A 21,725-nucleotide genomic window follows, 5' to 3' on the forward strand; every position below is an offset into this window, starting at 1 on the left:
TGCTCGTATCGCTGCTCCTATCGGAAAGGGACTGGGGGTGAGGGGAGAGACTGGAAGGGTCAGCGGCGCGACGCGCCAGGGCATTGTCTCAAACTACTCTGATATCGATCCCAAAGTTCCAACCCAGTTCCAATTTCGGTGATAGAATCACAACACGCTAGGAGTGTCTGGGGGCTGCCCCCAGGCTGAGATTACATCCTCAGAACCTGATCTGGGTCATACCAGCGTAGGAAAGCGAGTACCGGAGTTGACACCATGCGCAGCGAATGGGTTGCCCGCCGTCGTGGGCAAGCAAATGTTACGCAAATGCACTTTGCCCGGCAGGGCGTGATTACCGAAGAGATGGACTACGTGGCTCGGCGAGAGAACCTACCGCCGGAGCTGATCCGCTCAGAAGTGGCGCGGGGCCGCATGATCATCCCTGCCAATATCAATCACACCAACCTAGAGCCCATGTGCATCGGGATCGCCTCCCGCTGCAAAGTCAATGCTAATATTGGCGCCTCCCCCAGCTCCTCTGGATTAGCCGAAGAGCTGGAAAAGCTGAAATTGGCCATTAAATACGGCGCCGATACCGTTATGGATCTGTCCACCGGCGGCGGCGACTTGGACGAAATTCGCACGGCTATTATCCAAGCTTCTCCGGTGCCCATCGGCACGGTGCCCATCTACCAAGCTCTAGAAAGTGTCCATGGCAATGTCGAAAAACTCTCGGCAGAAGATATCTTGCACATCATCGAAAAGCAGGCCCAGCAAGGGGTGGACTACATGACCATCCATGCCGGGATCCTCATCGAATATCTGCCATTGGTGCGCAACCGTCTCACAGGAATTGTCTCTCGCGGAGGTGGGATCCTGGCCCGTTGGATGTTGGCCCACCACAAGCAAAACCCGCTCTACACCCACTTCCGCGACATCATCGAGATCTTCAAGAAATACGATGTTTCTTTTAGCCTGGGCGATGCTTTGCGGCCCGGATGTCTGCACGATGCTTCTGACGAGGCCCAGATGGCGGAGTTGAAAACCCTGGGGCAGTTGACCCGCATGGCCTGGGAGCACGATGTGCAGGTGATGGTGGAAGGGCCAGGGCACGTGCCGATGGATCAAATTGAGTTTAACGTGCGCAAGCAAATGGAGGAATGCGACGAGGCTCCTTTCTACGTTTTGGGGCCGCTGGTAACCGATATTGCCGCTGGCTACGACCACATCAGCTCTGCCATTGGGGCGGCCTTGGCCGGCTGGTACGGGGCGGCGATGCTCTGCTACGTAACTCCCAAAGAACACCTGGGCTTGCCCAATGCCGAGGATGTGCGCAACGGCCTCATTGCCTACAAAATTGCCGCCCACGCTGCCGATATTGCCCGCCACCGTCCTGGGGCCAGGGATCGAGATGACGAGATGTCCAGAGCCCGCTACAACTTTGATTGGAACCGACAATTTGAGTTGTCTTTAGACCCAGAGCGGGCGCGAGAATATCACGACGAGACCTTGCCGGCAGATATCTACAAAACGGCGGAGTTTTGCTCGATGTGTGGACCGAAGTTCTGCCCCATGCAGACCAAAATGGACGCAGAAGCGTTGAGCGAGCTGGAGCGATTCTTGGCCAAGCAGCCAACAGCTTAGGCATTAGCTTGCCCTGGGCCTCGAACGAAGTTGGAATCGACCTTGGTTCCATCCCTGCTCTCGGGGGAGTGGGGAGGGGCTCTCTCTGCAAGCTATGCTGGGTTATAGAGAAACCCTTGCGGTTGTCTCTGTGGAGGAGAGAGAAGAGCATGGCACTGAAGCAACTTGGACATGTTGCTGTCCGCGTAGAAGACATCTCTAAGGCAGTAGAGTTCTACGAAAAGTTGGGGATGGTCAACGTCTGGAAGGATCCCGACTGGGCCTATATGAAAGCCGGAGACGATGGGCTGGCACTCTTGGGGCCGGGCTACCGGGCGGCAGGGCCCCACTTTGGCTTTGTCTTCAGCAGCAGGGAGGAGCTGGAGGAGCAGCATCGGCGCTTGCAAGCCGCAGGGATCCCGGTAGGGGCCATTCACAGCCATCGGGATGGCACTGCCTCCTTCTATGGCAAGGATCCCGATGGCAACCTGTTTGAGTTTCTGTACGAGCCGCCAGGCACTTTTGACCAAGCCAAGGCCAAGACAGCCGAGGCAAGTGCTTGAGCTCTGAACTGCTATCGCGCACAAGCAAGCTAGGGGCCGTGGGCGTCCTTCTGTAGCCCTAAGCAATCTTGCTGAGCAGCCCAGCTGCCCAATCGAGAAGACGGTTCACTTCTTCTGAGGTTCTGGCTTCCGAGTAGAGCCTCAGCAGAGGTTCGGTGCCGCTGCCCCGGATCATCACCCAACTGCCGTCGGCAAGGCTAAACTTGTGGCCGTCGCGATCGAAATGCTTGATTACCTTTTGCCCCAGGATCTCAAGGGGGGGATCCGTCTGTAGCTGCTGGAAGAGCCGGGTTTGTTGACCTTGATCCGCCAGGTGCAGGTCGCGGCGTAGGTAAACTGAGGTGAACCCTTCCCGTTCTTGCAAAGCTCGGTAAAGGGCGCTCAGATCTTGCCCGGTTTCGGTGACGGCTTCGATCAAGTACAGGGCAGAGAGGAGGGCATCCCGCTCGGGGATGTGGCCCAGATAGCCGATGCCGCCCGATTCTTCTCCCCCCAGCAACACCGGTGTGCTCAGCATGCGCTCGGCGATGTACTTAAAGCCCACCGGCGTTTCCGTAACTGGCAGGCCATAGCGCTCGGCCACCTTCACGAATAGCTCCGAGCCGCTGATGGTTTTGACGATCTCGCCCCGCAGGCCGCGCCGCCCCGCCAAGTGGTCGATCAAGATGGGAATGAGGATCTGCGGGCTGAGAAAATGGCCTTGCCCATCGAGGGCAGCAATGCGGTCGGCATCGCCATCGAAGACCAGACCCATCTTTAACGGGGCGGGATCCGCTGCGATGATCTGGGCAGAGGTCTGCAGGTTTTGCGGCAGCGGCTCCGGTGGGAACCCGCCAAACAAGGGATCCCGACGTGCCTGCAATTCGATCACCTTCTCCCCCAACAGGCGGCTGAGGCCCCCGGCGCCAGAGCCAAACATGACATCCACCCAGATCTTGGCCGGGGATCCTTTGAGCTTCTCCAGATCCACAAAGCGGCTGAGCTGAGCCAGGTAGCCGGGCCAGGGATCCCAGGTTTCGATGGGGGCTGGGTTGGATGCGAGAGGTTGCAGGTGGTGCAGCTCCTGCTCGATGGCGGCGGTAACCTCCGGCGGCACGGAGCCGCCAAATCCGCCTTTGACCTTGAGGCCGGAATAGTGGGGCGGGTTGTGGCTGGCAGTGATCACCAAGGCGCCGTGGCAGCCGCGCTCTTTGGCCGCCCAGCTAAAGGCCGGTGTCGGGGCCACACAGGCAGAGAGATAAACCGGGATCCCCAGCCGCGCCACCACCTCGGCAGCGTGGGCAGCAAATTTTTCTGAGAGAAAGCGGTTGTCGTAGCCGATCAGGATCCCTGCCCCAGGATAGGTGCGGGCCAGCACCTGGGCGCTGGCCTGGGCGGCAATGCCCAAGTTCTGGAAGGTAAAGCCATCGGCGATCACGGCTCGCCAGCCGTCAGTGCCAAAACGAATGGAGTTCCCGGCCATGATTGCACCCAGATCCACCCCGACTACAGAGAAGGATAGCTTGGTAGCCCTGCACTTGAGGGCAGGGCGGAAAAGCCCGTAAGCAACTTTAGTGGCTCGCCAAGAGTTGCCACCAAGGCGTACCGTTCCCAGGCGAGCACCGACCGGTGGCAAGCGTCCGAACGTCTCAGCCAACCTGCAAAGACTTCGTCCCGCTGACGCCATCAGAAGAGTAAGCAGAACCTTGGGGCTTTGCCTCGAGGAACTGTCTGGGGGCGTCTTGACAGCGCCTTTACGAGGTCGTTGTTGAACTGCGTAAGAATCCCCTGCCTTTAGGCGGTGGGAGTGTCAAATAGCACGGCGGAGCCGCCACCCCACTCCCCCGTTTCAAAAACGGCAGCGGCTGGGTGGGGTCGCAAAAGCTGCGGAAACGGCTACAGTAACCTGGAAAGCGTTCCGCTCCTAATGAGCCATGACTCAGCAACTGACTCTCGACGGACTGGGATCTGGATCGGGTGGGGGATCCCGTCTAGGGCGAGTAATCGTAACCGATTTGCAGGGGGAGATGCAGCGCTCCTACCTGGAATATGCCATGAGCGTGATCGTGGGGCGGGCCTTGCCGGATGTGCGGGATGGCCTCAAGCCGGTGCATCGCCGCATCCTCTACGCCATGCACGAGCTGGGCCTGACGCCGGATCGCCCCTACCGCAAGTGCGCGCGCGTCGTGGGGGACGTGCTGGGGAAATATCACCCCCACGGGGATCAGGCGGTCTATGACGCGCTGGTGCGCATGGCACAAGACTTTTCCAGCCGCTACCCCCTGGTGGCGGGGCACGGCAACTTCGGCTCGGTGGACGACGACCCGCCGGCGGCCATGCGCTACACGGAGTGTCGGCTGGCGGAGCTGAGCCACACAGCCCTTCTGCAGGGGATCTCCGAAGCAATTGTGGACTTTATGCCCAATTTCGACGGCTCCCAGGCGGAGCCCACCGTCCTGCCGGCCCGCCTGCCCATCTTGCTGCTCAACGGCTCTGCTGGCATTGCCGTGGGCATGGCCACCAACATCCCGCCCCACAACCTGGGGGAAGTGGTGGACGGCCTGCTGGCTTTGATCGACGAGCCCGATCTCAGCCCTGAGGAGCTGTTGCGCTGGATCCCGGGGCCGGACTTTCCCACCGGCGGCCAAATTGTCGATGGCCAGGGGATCCGCGAGGCCTACCTCACCGGCCGCGGCTCCATCACCCTGCGGGGAGTGGCCCGCTTTGAGGAGATCCAGCCGGGCAGAGGACGCCACCGCCGGCCCGCCCTGATCATCAGCGAGTTTCCCTATCAGGTGAACAAGGCTGCCTGGCTCGAGAAGGTGGCCGAGCTGGTCGCCCAAGACCGTCTCAGCGGCATCGCAGATTTGCGGGATGAGTCGGATCGCAGCGGCATGCGCGTGGTGGTGGAGCTGAAGCGGGAGGCCAACCCGCAGGCGGTTTTGCAGCAGTTGTACAAGCTCACCCCCTTGCAGAGCACCTTTGGGGTGATCCTGTTGGCCTTGGTGGAGGGAAAACCCCAGCAGCTCAGCTTGAAGCAGATTTTGCAGCACTTTTTGCAATTTCGCGAGGCCACTCTCAAGCGGATGTTTCGCGCCGAACTGCAGCAGGTACAGCGCAAAGCCGAAGAGGTGGCGGGGATGGTGCTGGCCCTGGCCGATCTGGAAGGGGTAATCGACCTGCTGCGGCAAGCGCCCGATAGCGCCACGGCCAAAGCCCAGCTGCAAACCCGCTTGGGCTGCACCTCCCAGCAGGCGGAGACGATCTTGGCCATGCCCCTGCGCCGCCTGACAACCTTGGAGCGGGAGCGCCTCTATCAAGAGCAAGCCGAGCTGCAGGCCCGCATCGCCGAGCTGCAGGGACTGCTGCAAGATCGCCGCAAGCTCTTGAATTACCTGAAAAAAGAGCTGCGACACTTGAAAAAAACCTTTGCGGATCCCCGGCGCACCCAGATTCTCTCGGCCTCGGAACTGGAAGCGGAGGCGGCCCAGATCCCCGGCGGCGAAGCCGGCGAAGACAGCCGCTTTCTGCTGCAACTCACCCGCAAAGGCTACGTGCGCCGCCTGCCTCTGCCTGGGCCTCGCTCCCGCAGCAACCCGGCGCAGCGGGAATTGGGAGAAGATACCCTGGTCAGCCTGGAATGCGTGACCCCAGAGCAGGCAATCTTGGTGCTCACCGCCAGCGGCAGGGCTTTCACCGTGCCCATCGAAGGGATCCCCCTCAGCACCGGCTCCTCGCGGGGGGTGCCTCTGGTCACCCTTCTCCCCAACCCCGAGCCGATTGTTGCCGCCTTCCCGTTGGATCCCGTTCGCGTCAGCGGTGCGGAGCACTCTCCCGGCGAGGCCAGCTTGGTGGTGCTCAGCCGGCAGGGGCGGATCAAGCGGGTGGCCTTGGCGGAGCTGGTGGGCCTCAGCCAACGGGGAGCCGCCGTCTTGAAGCTCAAAGAAGGAGACGAGCTGGGCTGGGCGGCCCTTTGGCATCCCGGCCACCAAGGCTACAGCGTTGTCCTGGCCACCTCCGGCGGGCGGGTGCTGCGGCTGGACGCCGAACAGATCCCCTTGATGGGTCGGGCAGCTATGGGATCCCCAGCTCTACGTTTGGGGCGCACAGAACAGATCGTCGGTATGGCGCTGCTGCCCCCGCAAGGGATCTTAGTTTTGGCCAGCCGGTCGGGGTATTTGAAGCGGCTACCCCTGGGCGAGATCCCCATCCTGGAGCAGGGTAAAGTGGGCGTGTCGGCCTTTCACTTCTCCAACAAAGGGGATGGCTTGGTGGGCTTGGTGGGTTTTCCCCCCGATCTGGCGGCGCACCCCCATCTGCAAGTGGATGTGATCGCGGAGTCCGAGCGGGTACACTCCTTCTCTCCTGAGGAAATTCCCCTGCAAGGCCGGTCCGGCGGCGGATCCCTGTTGGTCAAGGGGGAGCAGGTTAGGGAGTTGCGCCTGTTTTGGCCGCAGTGGCTGCCGGAGGGCGGGATTGGATAGCTCTGGAGCTTTTGGGGGAAAGCAGAAGTCTGGATCGCTAGGACAGAGAGCCATCCCCAGGCGAGGCAGAATCAGGCGGCTGGGAGCCGGGATCCGGCGCTTCGGGATGGCGGACAGGCTTAGGGAGAGTGCCACCTGACTTAAGAACCAGGCAGCGCACAGTTTGGTGCAGTTCCTCCAGCAAAATGCCGATGGCGGAGCGGAAGTCCCGGTGGTCATCCCGCATTTGCTCCAAAATGGCGCGGATGACTTCCTTACAGTCCTTCAGGATGTGCTGCTGCTGGGCGATGATCTGCACCAGCTCGCTCTGTTCCTTGAGCAACTCTCGCAAACAGGTACGCAGCTCGTCCACCTGGTTTTGCCAAAGGGCTTGCCCCTCTCGCAACTCCATGACGCTGGTGCGCAAATCGGCGGTGGCATCGCGCAGGGCTTCGCTGTGGCGCCGCTCGGCCTCCAGTTGGCGTTGCTGCTCCTGCTGCTGTTGGCGCAGCTCGGAATTGGCCCTTAGGTTGGCTTCCGCCACTCTGAGCAATCGATCCAAGCAGGCCTCGGCGAGAGCCCAGCGCTCCTCCGGCAAGGAAGATCGGCCTCGGCTAGCCCGCCTGCGGAAATATCTTACGGTCACTGCACCTCGTACCTGTGGCAAGGACATTAGACTAGGCGTACACTCGAGCGAGGGAGTTTGTCCCAGCAAGTTGTCCATCGATCATACCGCTTTTCCCAACCCCCCCTGCAATTTGGGCGCGAAAAACCGTCTGAGCAGCTTCTGGGCCGCAGGGATCCATCCATCTGGCAGAGCACCCCTTGAGTTAGAAACAGCGGCCCAGCACCGCAGCCCAAGGAGCGAGGCTGCCTCTTTCCAGGGATCCCGGAAGTCCCTCTAGGATGAAGAAAGTTTGCAGAGAGGAAAGCCATGCTTTCACTAGCCAATCAGGTGGTGCTGATTACCGGCGCTTCTGCCGGCATTGGCAAGGCCGTCGCCCTGGAAGCGGCCAAACGCGGGGCCCGCTTGGTGCTGGCGGCCCGCCGGGAGGAGCTGCTACAAAACGTCAAGGACTTGGTGGAGAAGCAGGGGACAGAAGCGCTGGTGGTGCCCACCGACATGGCCGATACAGCCCAGGTGGAGGCGCTGGCCCAAAAGGCCCTGGATCGCTTTGGCCGGGTGGACATCCTGGTGAACAACGCCGGCTACGGCCAAATGGGACCGGTGGAAGAGGTGGATGTGGCGGCGATGCGGCGGCAGTTCGAGGTGAATGTGTTTGGTCTGCACGCCCTCACCCGCGCCCTCTTGCCCCAAATGCGGGAGCGGGGCAGCGGCCGCATCCTCAACCTCAGCTCCGTGGCCGGCCAGATGTCGATGCCTTTCAGTGGGGTTTACAGCGCCACCAAGTTCGCCGTGGAGGCCCTCAGCGACGCCCTGCGGGTGGAAGTGGCCCCTTTTGGCATCAAGGTTATCGTGATCGAGCCAGGGCCGGTGGCCACCGAGTTTGGCCGCGTGGCCGAAGAGACCTTTGCTGCTGTTGTCAATCCCAACGGCCCCTACAAAGCGATCTTGGACAAGGCTGCCGAGCTGGCCAGCTCGTTCCACAAAATGGCCTGGCCGGTGGAGAAGGTGGTGGAGCCGATCCTGAGAGCCATGACGGATCCCCACCCTTCCGACCGCTACACCGCTTTTACGGGCGGCAAGCTGGCGCTGGGGCTGATGCGGTTGCTGCCCGCCGCTCTGGCCGACCAAATGTGGCGGCGCGTCTACGGCCTGGATGCCCTGGGATCCCCCAAATCGGCCTAGTCGCCGATTGCAGGGATCCCTTCCCAGCGCAATTCCGGGCATTTCGTGCGGCAGGGTTGTATCTTGGGGGAGCGACAGGTTAAGTTTGTTGAAGGACTTTTAATAACCAGGTGTTCCCCTTCCCCATGAACAAACCTCTATCTCCCCAGCGCTGGCTAATTGCCCTCATGCTGGGCTTTTGTCTCTGGCAGGGATCCGGCCTAGCTCCTGCCCACGCCGCTCTGGCCTCTGCCCTCACCTATGACCGCTTCTTGCGCTATGTCGAGGAGGGTCGCGTTACCGATGTGCGCCTCCTCGATAACAACCTGGTAGCCGAAGTGACGGCTGTTGACCCACAAACGCAGCATTCCACCCGCTACCGGGTCAACCTGCTGCCCAACACCGTGCCGCAACTGGTGGATCGCCTCACCGAGCAGGGGATCGAGGTGGCTGTAGTGCCCACCCGCGATGGCAGCGCCTTCTGGGCGATCTTGGGCAACCTGGTCATCCCGGTGCTGCTGCTGGGGGGGTTGTTCTTGTTCCTGCGCCGCGCTGGCGGAGGAGCAGGCGGTCCTGGACAGGCGATGAACTTCGGCAAGTCGCGGGCCCGCTTCCAGATGGAAGCCAAAACCGGCGTCAAGTTTGACGATGTAGCCGGGATCGAGGAGGCCAAAGAAGAGCTGCAAGAGGTGGTTACCTTCCTGAAGAAGCCGGAGCGCTTCACTGCCGTAGGGGCCAAGATCCCCAAAGGCGTGCTGTTGGTGGGGCCGCCGGGGACGGGTAAGACCCTCTTGGCCAAAGCCATTGCTGGCGAGGCGGGAGTGCCTTTTTTCAGCCTCTCTGGCTCCGAGTTCGTGGAGATGTTCGTCGGCGTGGGGGCCTCGCGGGTGCGGGATCTCTTTAAGAAGGCCAAGGAGAATGCTCCCTGCATCGTCTTCATCGACGAGATCGACGCGGTGGGCCGGCAGCGGGGAGCGGGCATTGGCGGCGGCAACGACGAGCGCGAGCAAACCCTGAACCAGTTGCTTACGGAAATGGATGGGTTTGAGGGCAACTCAGGGGTAATTGTTATTGCCGCAACCAACCGCCCGGATGTGCTGGATGCGGCGCTCCTACGGCCTGGACGCTTCGACCGCCAGATCACCGTGGATCGGCCCAGCTTCAAGGGGCGCTACGAGATCTTGCGCGTGCATGCCCGCAACAAGAAGCTGGCAGAAGAGGTCAGCCTGGAGGCCATTGCCCGCCGCACCCCTGGCTTTGCCGGCGCCGATCTGGCCAACCTGCTCAACGAGGCGGCCATCCTGGCGGCCCGCCGTCAGCACAAAGCCATCACCAACCAGGACATCGACGACGCCATCGACCGCATCACCATTGGCCTGACCAAGCCGCCGCTATTAGACGGCAAAAGCAAGCGCCTCATCGCCTACCACGAGTGCGGCCATGCTCTGTTGATGACCCTCTTGCCCCATGCGGATCCCTTGAACAAGGTAACGATCATCCCCCGTTCCGGAGGTGCCGGCGGCTTTGCCCAGCAACTGCCCAACGAGGAGCAGATCGACTCCGGCATGTACAGCCGCGCCTGGCTGTTGGATCGGGTGGTGGTCGGTTTTGGCGGTCGGGCGGCGGAGGAGATCGTCTTTGGCTACTCGGAAGTGACGACGGGGGCCAGCAACGACCTGCAGCAAAACACCAACCTGGTGCGGCAAATGGTGACCCGCTTTGGCATGTCCGAGCTGGGGCCCCTGATGTGGGATCCGCCCAACAACGAAATCTTTTTGGGCGGCGGCTGGATGAACCGCGTCGAGTACTCCGAAGATGTGGCCGCCAAGATCGACCGGCAGGTGCGGCAAATCCTGGAGAGCTGCTACCAAAGAGCGAAGCAAATCCTGCTGGAGCACCGGGCGCTGCTGGATCGCCTGGCCGACACCCTGGTGGAACGGGAAACCCTAGATGGGGACGAGTTTCGGGCCATTGTGGCAGAATACGTGCCCATCCCCGAGAAGATCGGCTTGCCCAGCCCGAAGACGGCTTGAGGGATCCCCTCTCGCTGCGGGATTGATTAACCTGGGAGGGTGGTTGTTGGGGCCGGCGCCCGGCAACTGCCCTTTTGTTTTGCGGCTGTCGTCAGGTTGTGTCATGCTCTCTTCTCTCTCTGCCTTGCCGGTTCACCTCTACCGCTGCCTGAGCTGTGGTCAGGAAGGGCTGAACCTGCCACCGGGACGTGAGCCGGGAGCCGCGGCGGATCGGGTTTACTGTCCCCGTTGCGGCCAGATCTACCCCATCACCGCCTTTGGAGCGGTGGATTTTTTGGCCGCCGCGCGGGACTTGCCGCTCACTCCCGCTCAGGCCATTGCCCATCTGCCCGGGTTTGCCTGGGGCTACGATCGCCTCTGGCGGCCTTGGGCGCTGTCGCTGTTGTCGGGGGAGCGTTTCGGCAGCGAGCGGGAAGGCCAATTGCTGGCGGAACTGGTGGGGGAGGCAGATCCCGTCTTGGATTTGGGCACGGCAGGGGGGTACTGGAGCCGCCTCCTCTTGGCCAGGGATCCGCAGCGGACGGTGATCGGCCTAGACAACGCGACGGGAGTGCTGGCGGAGGCGGCCCAGCAGGCCCAGCCCCACTGGCAGCGCTACAGCCTGGTGCGAGCCCGGGCGGAGCAGCTTCCCCTGGCCTCTGGAGCCTTTGGGGCGGTGATCAGCGGCGCCACCCTGAACGAGGTGCCGTTGGATCCCTGTCTGCGGGAAGTGGCCCGTGTTTTGAAACCGGGAGGGGTGTTTGTCTCGATGCACAGCCAGCAGGTGCAGGGATGGGGGCAGAGGGTGCAGCAGTTGCTGGAGGCGACCGGCCTTCGCTTTTTCTCCGCAGACCAGTTGCGCTGGCACTTTGCCCAGGTGGGGTTGCGCTTGGAGCGCTATCTCAGCTTCGGCTGGGTGGCTTTTGTGCAGGCAGTGCGCCTCTAGGGGATCCACTCCAGGCCAACGCCAAAGCTGGATTCCCGCGCCAAGGTGGAGTGGCGCAGGCTGTAGCGGGCAGCAAGACGAAGGGAAGGGCTAATGGCGTAGGCGGCGGTGATCTCCGCTAGGGTGGCCTGTCCTTCTTCCGGCTCCTGCGGGGCCACCCAAGTGTAGCTGCCAGTCAAGTCGGCGGCTCCGGGAGCCAGGGCCAAAACAACAAAGGCCCCATAGCTCACCCCGCTGAGGCGGCGGTTTTTTTCTTCCAAGGCTCGATAGCCCAGTTGGGGGGCCAGGTTCAAGCGGGAGCCCATAGGGGCGAGAAAGTAGCGCACCTCTGACCCGTACTGGCGGATTTCTGGGTTCTCAGAAGATTGGCGATAGTCGCCGCTGAGGGTGAGGCGATCTCCCAGGCGCAAGTCCTGCAGGCTGATTCGCCACTCAGAAGCCGACTCGAAACCCGCCTGCAAACGGGTGGGCAAGACGGGAGTATTGCGGATTTCTTCCAGGAGATTGGGCGGACTTTGCAGCCAGCGGCGCAACACGGGGCTATCCTCCACAATTTGGCTATCCAGCCCCAGATCTAAAACGCCTGAGAGCGCGGTTGGCCGCGGATCTGCTTCCTTGCGGCCCGCTTGGGTCGAATGGGCCCAGGCCGGCCATGCTGGCATCAGCCCAGCCCCAAGGAGCAGCATACCCAAGCAAAGTCCTTTGCCAGATTGCCCTACCACCTGCAACCCCCGCCCCTCCCGTCCTTAACTGTAGCTGCTTCCAATAGGAGCTTTCACGCCAGCTCGCGGGCGCCGCGGCTCTCAGCAGCGTAGGATGACACCCCAAGGACGGTTCAACAATGGCAAGGCAAAGACTAGCGGTTTCGGCTGTTGGCCATGACTCGCAGCCGCTGGGCCAGGTTTTGCAGTTGCCGCTCAAATTGCAGATTTTCCCGCTGCAACTGGCTAACTTTTTCACAGCTATAGAGAACGGTGGTGTGATCTTTCCCGCCAAAGTAATCGCCAATTTTGGGCAAGCTAAGATTGGTATGGTGACGCATCAAAAACATGGCAATTTGCCGCGCCTGGCTGATGTCCCGCTTGCGAGAGGATCCCAATAAGCTTTCTCGGTCGACGCCGAATTCTTCACAGACCACGTCAATAATCATGTCGGGCGTGATCTCCTTGGGCTCGCTGGGGGGGTTGAGAATGGGCTGAATCGTCTCCACACTCATCGGCAGGCCAGAAATGGAGACGTAGGCAACGGCACGGATGAGGGCGCCCTCCAGCTCGCGAATGTTGCTGGTGTAGGTGGTAGCAATGTATTCGATCACCTCAGGCGGTAGGATCATCCCCTCGTACTCGGCTTTTTTCTTGAGAATGGCCATGCGGGTCTCGATGTCCGGCGGCTGAATTTCCGCAATCAAGCCCATCGAAAACCGAGAACAGAGCCGCTCCTGCAGCCGAGGGATGAGGTGAGGGGAGCGGTCGGCAGCTAGCACGATCTGTTTGCCCGACTCGTGCAACGTATTAAAGGTGTGGAAAAACTCCTCTTGGGTGTACTCTTTGCCTTCGATAAATTGAATGTCGTCCACCAATAAAATATCCACATCTCGATAGTGCTCCCGGAAAGACTGCATGCTGTCTCGCCGGATGGCATCGATTAAATCGTTGGTAAAGCGCTCGGTGGACACGTAAAAGACCTTGGCCCGCGGATTCGCCTCCAGTTGGTAGTGGCCGATGGCCTGCATCAGGTGGGTTTTGCCCAGCCCTACCCCGCCGCAGAGAAACAAGGGATTGTAGGCCCGCCCAGGCTTGTCGGCCACGGCCAGAGCCGCTGCATGGGCCATGCGGTTGTTGGGGCCGACCACAAACCGCGAGAAGGAATACTTGGGGTTGAGATCCGGGGCTCGCATGGGCAGGCTGCCGCTCACCTCCAGCCCCAAGGGGGCGGAAGCAGGAAAACTGCCGGCCTTGCGGGAGGTTGAGGCCACAGCCGTTGAAGGAGCTTCTTCCTCGACCAAAGCCTGGGGAGCGACGGAAAACTCCACTTGCAAAGGGATTCCGGCCACCCGCTGCACCACCTCGGTGATGGTGGAGGCGTAGTGCTTTTGCAGCCAGCCCCGCGCCCATTCGCTAGGAGTGGAGATGGTGAGGCGGTTGTCCACCAAGGATTCAGCTCGCGCCGTCTTGATCCAAGCCTCAAAAGTTGGACGGCTGAGCTGCACCTGTAGATGCCCCAAAGCTTCGTCCCAGAGTCGATCTAGGGAGATGTCCACACCACACACCCAAAGCGACACAGCCAAAGCCCAGCAAAGACAGGGGCGCCAACCCGGTGCCTCTGCTCTCTCGACTGGGATTGTAGGATCCCCAATTTAGCTGCTCGGCGTGAGGCGGCCAATCTAGCGATTTTCCGTCGAGTCTGCTACGATAAAGCTTTGCTAATTGTCTGCCGGTGAACTGGGCTTCTCCCTCGCCAGTCGCAGCAGGCCTTGTTGACAGGATGAGTTGGTCTCCACCATGACTCAGCGTACCCTTCGTGGCACCAATCGCAGACGCATTCGCGTCTCTGGGTTTCGGGCCAGGATGCGCACGGCAAGCGGGCGGCAGGTCTTGCGGCGGCGGCGGGCCAAGGGGCGTTATCGCCTGGCGGTTTCTTAAGGGTTAGCAGAGCCGATCCCATCTCAAACTCTTGGGGTGTCGGCGTCCAAGACGGGTTGACTCCTGCCTGGGATTCCCTTTCAGTGCCCAATGCTGCCTGCTCCTTATCGCTTGCGAGATCGGCGAGCTTTCCAGGCGCTTTACCAGGCGGGGCAGCGCCGTTCCGGTGCAGGCTTGATCCTTTTGTTTCAGCCGATGCCGGCGGGGTGCGAAGGGATCCCCAGCCAGGTGGGGCTGGTGATCGGGAAAAAGGTGAGCAAATCTGCTGTCAAGCGGAATCGGCTGCGACGCCGGTTGCGAGAAATCTTGCGGCCCCTGTGCCCAAACCTGAAACCCGGATACCGGCTACTGCTCATCTCCAAGCCCAACCTGCTCACCTATAAGTGGCCAGAGCTACAGGCAGAGGTGCATCGTCTTTTGCAAAAGGCCGATCTGCTCGTCAGCCCGAGCCCAGATCCTGAGCCTTCTTAGAAGCTGGGCAGGCTGCGCTACCCGTGCTAGCCTGGTGCCATCATCTGCTGCTGGCTGCGCTAGATATGGGGCGGGATGTACATCAAGCGGATCGAGCTGACCCGATTTAAGTCCTTTGGCAGCACGACCTCGCTGCCCCTGTTGCCGGGTTTTACGGTCATCTCCGGCCCCAACGGCTCCGGCAAGTCCAACATCCTGGATGGGATCCTGTTCGCGCTGGGGCTATCGTCCTCGCGGGGGATGCGGGCAGAGAGGCTTTCGGATCTGGTGCATTCTGGCAGCCTCAGCAGCAACCGGCGGGTAGAGACCCACGTCGCCGTCACCTTCGATCTGGGGCCGGGAGAAGACGGCCAGCCGAGAGAATGGAAAGTCAGCCGTCGGCTGCGGGTCAGCCCCGGCAAGGGAGAGGATCCCGATTCCCTGCCCTACACCAGCACCTTCTACATCAACGATGTGCCCTGCACCTTGAGCGAGCTGCACGAGCAACTGGAGGCGATGCACATCTACCCCAACGGCTACAACGTGGTCCTGCAGGGGGATGTTACCAGCATCATCTCCATGAACTCCAAGGAGCGGCGGCAGATCCTCGACGAATTGGCGGGGGTGGCCACCTTCGACCGCAAGATCGCCCAGGCCAACGCCAAGCTGGAGGTGGTGCGCGAACAAATTGAGCGCTTCCGGCTCATCGAGCAGGAATGGCAAGCCCAAGGAGAGCGGCTGCTCAGGGAAAGCGAAAAGGCGCAGCAGTACCAGCAGTTGCGGCTGCAGTGGCAAACGCTGGAGCGACAGCAACGGGTGTTGCTTTGGCGGCATTTGCAAGCCCAAGTGGAAGCAACCCAGGCAGCCATTCGGCAGCTTCTGGAGGCTCAGGAGCAAGCCACTGCTCAGGTGCAGACCTTGAGCGAGCAGTTACAGCAGGCGGAAGCCGCCCTGAGCGAGCTGCAAAGCCGCATCCACGCCCTCGGAGAGGAAGAATACCTGCACCTGCAAGCCCAGATCGCTGCCGCCGAAGTGCAACGGCAACAGCTCAGCCAACAGATCGCCGCCTGGCAGCAGGAAATCGAGCAAACGCAGCGCCTGCAGCAGGAGCGCCAAACCCAACAGCAGCACCTGCAGGCAGAGCTGGAACGCCTGCAAAGCCAACAGGAGCAACTGGCCCAGGCCCAGGGATCCCTGCAAGCCCAGGTGCAGAAAGCCCAAATCAGCCTAGAACAAAGCCGCGAACAACTGCGGGCCCTGGCCCAATCTGCCGAGGCCTGGGTCAAGCAGCAGCGCTACCTCACCCGCCACCTGGAAGAGATCCGCGCCGAACAAGAGCCTTTGCAACAGGAGCAAATTCGCCTGCAAGAGCGCCAACGGCAACTGGCGCGACAAGTCCAAGACACCCAAACTGAGATCGCCCAGATTGAAGAATGGCTGGGATCCCACCTGGCCCTCACCGCCGAGCTGGAACAGGCCTGCCGACAGTCGGAAGCCCAGGTGCAGGCCCTGGCGCAAGAGCTGGCGCAACTGCAAGCCAACCTGGAGCTGGATCGCGCCACCCACGAGCGGCTGGCCGCCGAGTTCCACGCCAAGCAGCGGCAACTGGACAAGTGGGAGACCCGCCGCCAACTGCTGCAAGAATCCCAGGGATCCCGCGCCACCCAGGCCATCCTGAGCGCCCGCCTGCCGGGGGTTTTGGGATTGGTGGCCCAGTTGGGGCAGGTGGATCCCCAGTATCAACTGGCGCTGGAGATTGCGGCAGGCAACCGACTGCACTTTGTGGTGGTGGAAGATGAAAGCGTCGCCGTCAGCGCGATCAACCTCTTAAAGCGGGAAAAACTGGGGCGCGCCACCTTTTTGCCCCTCAACAAATTGCAGCCCGCCCGCCCGCCCGCCCCCCTCAACTTAAACGGTCTGATCGACTACGCCATCCGCCTGGTGCACTTTGAAGAGCGCTACCGAGATGTTTTTGGCTTTGTGTTCGGCTCCACCCTGGTTTTCCAGAGCCTGGAGCTGGCCCGGCCCTACATCGGCCAGCACCGCATGGTCACCCTGGAAGGGGAGCTGCTGGAAACCTCGGGAGCCATCACTGGCGGCACCGGCCCCCAACGAGCTGGGATCCATTTTTCTGCGGGCGAACACTCGGAAGGGGAAGCCCTGCGCGCCCGCCTGGCCGATCTGGAAGCGCTGCTGGCCGCCCTCGCCCCTCGCCTCCAAGCCGCCCAAGCCCGCGAAAAACAACTGGCCCAGGCCCTGCTCCTGGCCCGCCAGGACGCCCTGCAAGCCCAGCAATACCTGGAGCGGCACCAGGCCGACTGCCAAAACCAGCAGGCCCGCCTGCAACACCTGCAGGGATCCCTGGCGCAATGGCAAAGCGAAAGCCAGCAGATCCAAGAGCGGCTGCACCAGATTCAACTCCGCTGGGATCCCTTGCAACAGCGCCTGGCCGATCTCGCCCGCAAGCTCAGCCAACTGGAGGGATCCCCGGTCAACCAGCACTGGCAGCAACTGCAGCAGGCGGTACAGCAGCAGGAGAGCCACCTGGCGGAGCTGCAACACCACCTGGCCCACCTGGAGCGACAGCAGCAGGAGAACCTCAGCCAGCAACACCTGAAGCAGGCCCAGATCCAGCACCACCAGGAGCGCCTGCAAGAGGGCGAACGGCGTCAGGCCCAACTTCAAGAGCAAATCGCCCAGGCCCAGGCCACTCTCGCCCACATCCAGCAGCACATTGCCGAGCAACGGCAACAGATGGGCCAGATCGAAGCCCGCCTCGCCCACCTGCGCCAAGAGCGGGAGCGGCAAGAATTTCAACTGCGCGCCCAACAGCAGCAGCTCCAACGCCTGGAATGGGAACGCTACCACGCCCTCACCCAACAGCAGGAAAAAGAGGCCATCCTTGCCCAACTGCAAGCCCAACTGCAAGCCGCGGCCCAAGAGCTGCCGGATCCCCTTCCCCCCCTGCCCCCCCACCTGACCCTGGACGAGCTGCAACGGCAAAAACGCAAAATCGAAGAGCAATTGCGATCCCTGGAGCCGGTGAACATGTTGGCCATCGCCGAATACGAACAGATCCAGGCCCGCCTAGGGGATCTCAGCGCCAAACTGGAAACCCTGCACCAAGAGCGCACCGAATTGTTGCTGCGCATCGAGAACTTTTCCACCCTGCGCCGCCAAGCGTTTTTGGATGCCTTCCATGCCATCAACGGCCATTTCCAGACCATCTTTGCCCAGCTTTCCGAGGGAGAGGGCTATTTAGAATTGGAGAACCCAGAGGATCCGTTGGCCGGGGGTTTGACCCTGGTGGCCCGCCCCAAAGGCAAGCCAGTGCGTCGTCTCAGCGCCATGTCGGGCGGAGAAAAATCCTTGACGGCCCTCAGCTTTATTTTTGCGTTGCAGCGCTATCGCCCCTCTAGCTTTTATGCCTTTGACGAGGTGGACATGTTTTTGGATGGGGCCAATGTAGAAAAATTGGCCGACATGATCTGGCAGCAATCCCGCCAGGCGCAATTCTTGGTGGTCAGCCTGCGCCGTCCCATGCTTGAAAAAGCGGAGCGCACCATTGGAGTGACCCAAGCTCGCGGCGCCTACACTCAAGTGATCGGCCTAGTCAACCCCACCGCTCACGTCGGCTAAAGCACCCAGCAGGCGGCAATCGCGGCGGGATCCCATCTCGCTTGCTATCTAGAGAAGAGCGTAGATTCCAAAAACTCCGCAGGGCAAACCATTTCAGCAGATGTTGATGAAAATGCAAGCTCTTCTATCCCAAAGCTGCCGATCGATATTGAGCTTGAGGAAAATCCCATCAGCATTGTCGATAGCAACAACGCTACTACTTTTGGGCGGCAATGTCTTTTCTCCAACAGCGCAATTCCTGGACAAGGGTGGATCCAAGGCAGAAGCTCCTACAGCTTCCCTTCAAGTTTTGTCGGCTTTGCCAGCTGCCACAGCGAGAACTTGGGTCGCGCAAACCTTGCCAAACCCCGGCAGCTCTGGTGATCGCACTGCCATAAGGCAAGCTGTGCTCACCGACCCATTGATCAACGAGTATCTCCGACAAGCAGCAGCTCGATCTCCCGGTGTGCCGGTTCATCCTCTGGAAACCGGAGCAATCGCCATTGCCGAAAACTATGCTCTGGTTGAAGTCTCTGCCGGAGTTGGCGACCTTCCGGTAATTGATGGCTGCTATTTGCTTAAAAAACACAGTGGTCAGTGGGTAGTGGTGGCTCAGGCGGGCTGGGAGCCAGGGCTAAGCATTAATCCAAGTTGGCTCTCGACAGTGCTAGATGTGCCCAAAGATGTTGTCAGTCGGCTAATTGATACACTTCGCAGTGCCGGCAAGGAGGTTGAGATCGACGACACCTTGTACACAGATGTCCCCCTGCCCTGCATTACTCAGATAGAGGATCCCAATCCGCCGACTAATGTACGATCGACACCCGCTGTAGCCGCAGGCAATGTTATCGGTCAACTGCCCAATGGAACCGAAGTGCGGGTCATGGAAGTACTCAACGGCTGGCTCAAGATTCGACAGCCATTGGTGGGCTGGGTATCGATGGGTCTGACACGGGTATCCTGTGGCAACTCCCTGGCAGAAGTGGAAAAGAATCTAGAAGCTCTGCATTCTCTGGAAGGGGAACTGGCCATAGAAGCCGCCGATACCTTGGTGCGATACCTCTATCGGGGTGCAGAGGGATCCTTTGCCGCAGCGGCGCTGGCCCATTTCAACGAGCTTGCCATCAACCGGTTTTATGCTCTGAAAATGGTGCTTGACAGGCACACTGAAGAGGTGCGTCGTCACGTATTGCAGCAAGCCATCGCAGCAGGGATCCATCCTCAAGCCCTGGAAAACATTGAATCAAAAGTAAACTAGATTGAGACTCTTAAACTAAGACCAGGGATCGCAATTTCTTCCTGTCGCACTTCAGCAGTGGGGTCATTCTAGCAATCCGGTTTTGCATGCTCCAGTTCCTGCCATGACGGCCTTGACGCTCAATCTCAGCCCTTTGATGACTCTGACGCGAGAGGATTTTGTCCGGCTGTGTGCGGCCAATCCTGAGCTGAAGCTGGAGCGCACCGCCCAGGGAGAGCTGGTGATTATGTCTCCAACCGGAGGTGAAATTGGCAACCTCAACTTTGAAATTGCGGGGGCAGTCTATGTCTGGAACCGCCAAGCGGGCCGAGGCAAAGCCTTTGATTCTTCCACGGGGTTTTCTCTGCCTTCAGGCAGCGACCGCTCTCCTGACCTGGCCTGGATCCCGCTGGAAAAGTGGGAGGCTCTGGATCCCCAGACCCGCCGGGGATTCTTGCCCCTGTGTCCTGACTTTGTGGTGGAGATCCTCTCGCCCACCGATTCTTGGGTTCAAGCCCAGGCCAAGATGCAGGAGTACTTGGACAACGGCTGCCGCTTGGGGTGGCTTTTGGATGCCAAGGCCAAGCGGGTGATGATCTACCGAGCAGGACAGGCGCCGGAACTGTTGGAAGACCCAGAAACCTTGTCGGGAGAAGACGTGCTGCCCGGCTTCACCCTGCCTATCCGCACAATCTGGTCTGCCGAGAGCTAGGGCACACCCGCGCTGCTTCGGGATCCGAACCGGGAAACGCCCAGACAGAGGCAAGAGGGCAAGACAACCAGTAGTGTCTCATGATTTAAAAAACAAGTATTTGGCCCTGCCGACAGTGGTAGAGGAGATTGCCCAGAGTTTATCCTATTCACAGCATCTGCAAACAAGGGCAGGCCACCATGAAGGGATTTGCGCGGGCAGTTCAGGTGTGGGGCACAGTCGGGGCGCTCAGCGGAGTCCTTTCTGGCAGAGTGATGGGGCAAGCGGCCTTGCCCCCTGTGCCGGTCATGCCCTCAGTTGAGGATCCGATTGCGAATCCGATTTCTCCCTTCCAGGGTGCGTCGCCCGATCTGGGCATCCCGGCAGCTCCTCCTTTGCCAGCAATGGGCCAGGATTTGCGCTATCTGGTGGAGTTGTTCATCAACGAGTCTTGGCAGGCGGGCAAGCAAGCCGCTGCGGTTAACTACAACGACCTCTACACCCGCCTGTTGGCCCGCACCTACAGCGATCCCCGTCCGCCCATCGAAGTCGAGTACGAGCTGATTCGAGAGGTTCTGCGCGAATACGGGGATCCCGCCGATCGCTTCTGGGATCCCCAAAGCTTCAGGGACTTGCTCAACCGCCCTCGTCCACCCCTGCAGGCGCGTCAGATTGGGCCGCGCCAGGTTTACCTGGCAGTGCCGGAGCTCACCCCTGCCACAGCCCAGCAGATCCGCCAAGCCCTCTACACCCAGGATTACAGCCAAGGCATTGTCCTCGACCTGCGCAGCTCGGTGGGCTATGACCCGCAAGTGATAGCGGATGTGGCACGCCTATTCTTGCCCCGCTCCGTGCAGCCGCTGCTGGTTACCGAAGACCGCTTTGGCCAGCCTACCCCCTGGAACAGCGAAAACCTGCCACTGGCTGCTGGGATCCCATCGGCCGTCCTGGTCGACGGCAACACCCGCCAGGGGGCCACCCTCCTGGCGGCCCAGTTGGGAGCCAGCGGCAGCACCGTTATAGTAGGGCAACCCACTCAAGGCAGCGAACGCCAGACCCGCTTCTTTGCCCTTCCTTCTGGCGCGGCGGTGGAACTGGCCGTGGCCACCTGGAAGACAGGCGATGGACGCTCCCTAGCCCAGGGTTTGGTGCCCCTGCAAAAGGTGGAGGGGGATGAGAACGCCTGGCTAAAGGCCGCCCTAGAAGCGCTGGCCCTGCCCCGCCGCCCCAGCCCTCCCCCCCGCCCCACCGTCCTGGTGCAAGAGGGCCGTGTTGGTCGCTTTGTCCTGGGCATGGATACCCGCAACGTCGATACCCACCTCTTGGGCAACGTGGATTTGATCCCGGCCGAATCGCGGGCAAATGTATTTCAGTCCAACAGCGACCTGAAGATCTTCTACTTGCAGGACTACATCCTCTTTGCCTACCGCCGTCCGGGCGTTCTCAATAGCTTTTTTGCCGACCGCATCTACACCACCCAACCCGAAGCCATGACTGGCGAAGGGATCCGTATCGGCTCCACCTACTCGGAAGTGATCGCCATTTACGGCGGGCCTGGCGAGAACGGCTACAACGAGGTGGTGCCCTACCCCAAGGGGAGCCGAGAATATCTGCGCGACGATCGCTACTATGTCAACTACGACGCCCTTGGCCTGTCCTTTGCCTTTGCGGCGGGATCCAACCAGGTCACCGCCATTGGCCTGTTCAAGCCGGGGAGCTAAAGGGAGCGGGCT

16 protein-coding genes and 1 riboswitch are annotated in these 21,725 nt (G+C 61.0%); of the genes, 12 read left to right on the forward strand and 4 right to left on the reverse strand.

The window, feature by feature from the left end:
• Positions 1-149: 149 nt before the first annotated feature.
• Positions 150-250, forward strand: a riboswitch (TPP riboswitch).
• Positions 251-255: 5 nt separating this feature from the next.
• Both thiC and SYN65AY6A5_RS10915 read left to right on the forward strand, forming a co-directional pair.
• Positions 256-1,623 (forward strand): phosphomethylpyrimidine synthase ThiC, encoded by a 1,368-nt coding sequence (thiC, locus tag SYN65AY6A5_RS10910; protein WP_011428936.1) that lies wholly within the window; start codon positions 256-258, stop codon positions 1,621-1,623.
• Positions 1,624-1,772: 149 nt separating this feature from the next.
• Positions 1,773-2,165, forward strand: a complete 393-nt coding sequence (locus SYN65AY6A5_RS10915) for a VOC family protein (RefSeq protein WP_011428935.1) — start codon at positions 1,773-1,775, stop codon at positions 2,163-2,165.
• Between the two features lie 58 nt (positions 2,166-2,223).
• Here SYN65AY6A5_RS10915 and SYN65AY6A5_RS10920 read toward each other — a convergent pair whose 3' ends face one another.
• Complete coding sequence (locus tag SYN65AY6A5_RS10920) at positions 2,224-3,627, reverse strand: phosphoglucomutase/phosphomannomutase family protein (protein WP_099812648.1); 1,404 nt, start codon at positions 3,625-3,627, stop codon at positions 2,224-2,226.
• Between the two features lie 451 nt (positions 3,628-4,078).
• Between SYN65AY6A5_RS10920 and SYN65AY6A5_RS10925 the strand changes: the two genes are divergently transcribed.
• Positions 4,079-6,628, forward strand: a complete 2,550-nt coding sequence (locus SYN65AY6A5_RS10925; RefSeq protein WP_011428933.1) for a DNA topoisomerase (ATP-hydrolyzing) — start codon at positions 4,079-4,081, stop codon at positions 6,626-6,628.
• 37 nt (positions 6,629-6,665) lie between these two features.
• Here the strand turns inward: SYN65AY6A5_RS10925 and SYN65AY6A5_RS10930 are convergent, their stop codons facing one another.
• Positions 6,666-7,151, reverse strand: a complete 486-nt coding sequence (locus SYN65AY6A5_RS10930; RefSeq protein WP_240527883.1) for a hypothetical protein — start codon at positions 7,149-7,151, stop codon at positions 6,666-6,668.
• Between the two features lie 390 nt (positions 7,152-7,541).
• On the opposite strand from SYN65AY6A5_RS10930, the gene SYN65AY6A5_RS10935 reads away from it, so the two are divergent.
• The 3 genes from SYN65AY6A5_RS10935 (at position 7,542) to SYN65AY6A5_RS10945 (ending at position 11,354) form a co-directional block, all read left to right on the forward strand.
• A complete protein-coding gene (locus tag SYN65AY6A5_RS10935) occupies positions 7,542-8,417 on the forward strand; it encodes an SDR family NAD(P)-dependent oxidoreductase (protein WP_011428930.1) in 876 nt (291 codons plus the stop codon).
• 125 nt (positions 8,418-8,542) lie between these two features.
• The gene (gene ftsH, locus SYN65AY6A5_RS10940) at positions 8,543-10,429 is read left to right on the forward strand and encodes an ATP-dependent zinc metalloprotease FtsH (protein WP_011428929.1); all 1,887 of its coding nucleotides are present in this window, start codon (positions 8,543-8,545) and stop codon (positions 10,427-10,429) included.
• A 103-nt stretch (positions 10,430-10,532) separates the two neighbouring features.
• The gene (locus SYN65AY6A5_RS10945) at positions 10,533-11,354 is read left to right on the forward strand and encodes a class I SAM-dependent methyltransferase (protein WP_099812651.1); all 822 of its coding nucleotides are present in this window, start codon (positions 10,533-10,535) and stop codon (positions 11,352-11,354) included.
• On the opposite strand, the gene SYN65AY6A5_RS10950 is transcribed toward SYN65AY6A5_RS10945, so the two are convergent.
• Both SYN65AY6A5_RS10950 and dnaA read right to left on the reverse strand, forming a co-directional pair.
• Entirely contained in the window at positions 11,351-12,016 is a 666-nt protein-coding gene (locus tag SYN65AY6A5_RS10950; RefSeq protein WP_206336916.1) for a hypothetical protein, read from the reverse strand. The two genes, SYN65AY6A5_RS10945 and SYN65AY6A5_RS10950, sit on opposite strands and share 4 nt — an antisense overlap.
• Positions 12,017-12,210: 194 nt before the next feature.
• Positions 12,211-13,614, reverse strand: coding sequence for a chromosomal replication initiator protein DnaA (gene dnaA / locus SYN65AY6A5_RS10955; RefSeq protein WP_011428926.1), 1,404 nt, complete (start codon positions 13,612-13,614; stop codon positions 12,211-12,213).
• A gap of 241 nt (positions 13,615-13,855) precedes the next feature.
• On the opposite strand from dnaA, the gene rpmH reads away from it, so the two are divergent.
• The 6 genes from rpmH (at position 13,856) to SYN65AY6A5_RS10985 (ending at position 21,713) form a co-directional block, all read left to right on the forward strand.
• Positions 13,856-13,996, forward strand: a complete 141-nt coding sequence (gene rpmH / locus SYN65AY6A5_RS10960; RefSeq protein WP_011431673.1) for a 50S ribosomal protein L34 — start codon at positions 13,856-13,858, stop codon at positions 13,994-13,996.
• A gap of 90 nt (positions 13,997-14,086) precedes the next feature.
• The gene (gene rnpA / locus SYN65AY6A5_RS10965; RefSeq protein WP_011431672.1) at positions 14,087-14,467 is read left to right on the forward strand and encodes a ribonuclease P protein component; all 381 of its coding nucleotides are present in this window, start codon (positions 14,087-14,089) and stop codon (positions 14,465-14,467) included.
• Between the two features lie 75 nt (positions 14,468-14,542).
• Positions 14,543-18,085 carry a chromosome segregation protein SMC gene (gene smc, locus SYN65AY6A5_RS10970; protein ID WP_099884414.1) on the forward strand — a complete coding sequence of 1,181 codons (3,543 nt, stop codon included), beginning with the start codon at positions 14,543-14,545 and terminating at the stop codon, positions 18,083-18,085.
• 106 nt (positions 18,086-18,191) lie between these two features.
• The gene (locus tag SYN65AY6A5_RS10975; RefSeq protein WP_168174251.1) at positions 18,192-19,322 is read left to right on the forward strand and encodes an SH3 domain-containing protein; all 1,131 of its coding nucleotides are present in this window, start codon (positions 18,192-18,194) and stop codon (positions 19,320-19,322) included.
• Positions 19,323-19,425: 103 nt separating this feature from the next.
• Positions 19,426-20,013 (forward strand): Uma2 family endonuclease, encoded by a 588-nt coding sequence (locus SYN65AY6A5_RS10980; RefSeq protein WP_099884419.1) that lies wholly within the window; start codon positions 19,426-19,428, stop codon positions 20,011-20,013.
• 179 nt (positions 20,014-20,192) lie between these two features.
• On the forward strand, positions 20,193-21,713 hold the full coding sequence (locus SYN65AY6A5_RS10985; protein ID WP_099812655.1) for a S41 family peptidase: 1,521 nt from the start codon (positions 20,193-20,195) through the stop codon (positions 21,711-21,713).
• The last annotated feature ends 12 nt before the right edge of the window (positions 21,714-21,725 follow it).

The organism is Synechococcus sp. 65AY6A5 (assembly GCF_002760415.1).
Classification (GTDB): domain Bacteria; phylum Cyanobacteriota; class Cyanobacteriia; order Thermostichales; family Thermostichaceae; genus Thermostichus.